A 3133-nucleotide genomic window follows, 5' to 3' on the forward strand; every position below is an offset into this window, starting at 1 on the left:
CGTTGCGCCCAAAGCCCGCCGGCAGCAAAGCCTCAATGAAACTGTCCTGCGCCATCCCGTTCACCTCCGACTACGCGCAAGTGAATCACATCTGGATAGAACAGTCAGGTTTTGCAGAGGCCTCGCATACGCGGGTGATGACGGCGGAGAGTGGGGTTAGCGCTTCGGCCTATACCGGCACCCGCACCGTCGCCCGCAGGCCGCCCATTGGGCTGTCGCCGAGGGTGATGTCGCCGCCGTGCGAGCGGGCGATGTCGCGGGCGATGGCGAGGCCCAGCCCGGTGCCGCCTTCGTCCTGGTTGCGGGCGTCGTCGAGCCGCAGGAACGGCTTAAATACCTCTTCGCGCATCGCCATCGGAATGCCGGGGCCGTCGTCGTCGATCGTCACCGTCAGATAGCGGTGATCGCGTGCGCCCGTGATCGCGATGGTATGAGCGTGGCGGGCGGCGTTCGACACCAGATTGGCGAGGCAGCGCTTGAATGAGGCCGGTTTCACCGTCACCACCGGCTGACCGGTGAAGGCGACGCTGACCACGTGGCCATGGCGTTCGGCGTCGGAGCGCAGTTCCTCGAGCGCCGCCGCCATGTCGGTCGGCTGCGCCTGCTCGCCGCTGTCGCCGCGCGCGAACGCCAAGTAGGCTTCCAGCATCGCCGACATCTCATCGACGTCCTTGCGCATCCCCTCGGTCTCGGGCGCATCACCGATCAGTTCGAGTTCGAGCTTGAAGCGGGTCAGGATGGTGCGCAGGTCGTGGCTGACGCCCGCGAGCATCGCGGTGCGCTGTTCGATCGAGCGCTCGACACGGGCCTTCATCTCGATGAACGCATAGGCGGCGCGCCGCACTTCGCGGGCGCCGCGCGGCCGGAAGTTCGGCACGTCGCGGCCTTTGCCGAAGCTCTCGGCGGCGTCCGCGAGCCGCAGCACCGGCCGGATCTGATTGCGCAGGAACAGCACCGCGACGATCAGCAGCACCGTCGACGTGCCGACCATCCATAACAGGAAGATCTCGGAGTTCGACGCGTAGGCCGCACTGCGCAGCGCAAACACCCGCATCACCGCATCGTCGAGCTGAATGCGGATTTCGACCAGGCTGGAGCGACCCACGGTGTCGATCCAGAACGGCCGTGCGATCTGCCGGCTGATCTGCTTGCTGATCGATTGATCGAGCAGCGAGAAAAACGGCTTCGGCCCGGGCGGTGGCATTTCGCCGGGGCCGAGAAAATCGACCACCAGACCGAGGCGGCTCTGCGCGATCCGCCGCAGCACCGCCTTGTCCTTGTCCTGCGGATAGCTCTTGTAGACGTCGATCAGCGTCGCGATGTCCTGCACCACCGCCGCCGACAGCCGCTGTGTCACCGTGTTCCAGTGCCGCTCCATGAACACGAAGGCGATCACCGACTGCAGCAGCACCATCGGCACGATGATGATCAGCAGCGCACGGGCATACAGCCCCTTCGGCATGAAATCGTTGAAGCGCTGCCCCAGATAACCATTGGCCGCCGACACCCGCCCATAAGCAGAGCGGATCAGCGTCAGCCCGGTGTCGAGCGTGCTCATGACACGGCTCGCCGGATAGAGCGCACAACGCCGATTTCAGCGTCAATGCTGAAAGCAATACCCTCGCCCAAAGCACGGTGAGCGCCCTCGCCCCGCCCTTGCGGGGAGAGGGTTGGGGTGAGGGGCTGCGGCGTATCCACCAGTGCCAACCTCTGCGATGAACGTCGTGCCAAGCCCCTCACCCGGCGCGCGACCGCGCACCGACCTCTCCCCGCGCAGGGCGGGGAGAGGTTGCGTCGTGCATGGTGAAAGGCCGTACTCATGTTCGGAAGGCCCGGCCTACGGCGCCGCCACCAGGCGATAGCCGATGCCACGGACGGCTTGCAGAAACAGCGGGTTGGCCGGGTCGCGCTCGATCTTGCGGCGCAGGCGATTGATCTGGACGTCGACCGCGCGCTCATTGGCATTACCGGCGCCGGACAGATCGCCGCGCGGCACCGTCTCACCGGGCGCCGCCGCCAGCATCCGCAGCATGTCGCGCTCGCGGTCGGTCAAATGGACGATCTCATCACCCTGGCGCAGTTCGCCGCGTTCGATGTGAAACACGTAAGGCCCGAACGCCACCGTCTCGGCCTTGGCGGCCGGCGCCGGCGCGGTGCGCTTGAGGATATTGCCGATCCGCAGCAGCAATTCGCGCGGCTCGAACGGCTTGGCGACGTAATCGTCGGCACCGATCTGCAGACCTTCGATCCGGCTCTCCGCCTCGTGCCGGGCGGTCAGCATGACGATCGGCACGTCCGAGGTTTCGCGGATCGAGCGGGCGAGATCGAAACCGGTCTCGCCCGGCATCATCACGTCGAGGATCAACAGATCGAAGTCGAGGCCGGCGAGCTTGGCGCGGGCGTCGCGCACGCTCTGCGCGGTGGTCACCCGATAGCCCTCGGAGGCGAGAAACCGCGACAACAGATCGCGGATGCGGCGATCGTCGTCGACCAGCAGCAGATGCGGCGCATCGTCGGCGGGGCGGATCGGTTTCTTCGCCAGTGCTGCGAGCTGGATCACGTCACGTCCTTTGCGGTGGCGCCGCCGTGCAGGATGGTCTGGAGCACCTTGTCCGGATCGTCCCGATCGATCATGGCGCGCAGGAATTTGGCGACTGCCTCGGCGCCGCCGGGAGCGAGGTCGCGCAGCGCGCGATCGATCCGCTCGGTCTGCAGCCGGGCCAGTTTCTCCACCAGCGCCTCGCCCTTCGGGGTGGCGAAAAGAAGGCGTTGGCGGCGGTCGCTGTCGCCGGCCTTCTGCACGATGTAGCCCTCGTCCAGCAGCTGCTTCAGCACCCGGCTGAGCGACTGTTTGGTGATCCGCAGCACGTCGAGCAGGTCGGCCACCGTCAGGCCCGGATAGCGGCAGACGAAATGCACCACCCGGTGGTGGGCGCGGCCGAATCCGAACGCTTCGAGCACATGGTCGGCGTCACCGACGAAGTCCCGATAGGCGAAGAACAGCAGCTCGATGATGTCCCACCGCGGCGGATGCGGATCGGGGGCGGCCCGCCACCCCACCCCCCACCCCCCCAAAACCACGATGAAAAATAAATAAACAAATATATAAAAAAAAGTCAATTAATTAAAAAAA

General features: G+C 65.7%; 3 protein-coding genes. All 3 read right to left on the bottom strand.

The features are described 5' to 3' along the window. Positions 1-169: 169 nt before the first annotated feature. Positions 170-1558: an ATP-binding protein gene (locus VRZ08_RS23670; protein WP_107356901.1), complete on the bottom strand. Its 1389-nt coding sequence runs from the start codon at positions 1556-1558 to the stop codon at positions 170-172. 279 nt (positions 1559-1837) lie between these two features. Continuing rightward, positions 1838-2560: a response regulator gene (locus tag VRZ08_RS23675; protein ID WP_107345942.1), complete on the bottom strand. Its 723-nt coding sequence runs from the start codon at positions 2558-2560 to the stop codon at positions 1838-1840. Beyond that, the gene (locus tag VRZ08_RS23680; protein ID WP_414534096.1) at positions 2557-3060 is read right to left on the bottom strand and encodes a MarR family winged helix-turn-helix transcriptional regulator; all 504 of its coding nucleotides are present in this window, start codon (positions 3058-3060) and stop codon (positions 2557-2559) included. The genes VRZ08_RS23675 and VRZ08_RS23680 overlap by 4 nt, the downstream gene beginning before the upstream one ends. Positions 3061-3133: the final 73 nt, after the last annotated feature.

This window comes from Rhodopseudomonas sp. G2_2311 (genome assembly GCF_047501505.1).
GTDB classification, from domain to species: Bacteria; Pseudomonadota; Alphaproteobacteria; order Rhizobiales; family Xanthobacteraceae; genus Rhodopseudomonas; species Rhodopseudomonas palustris_H.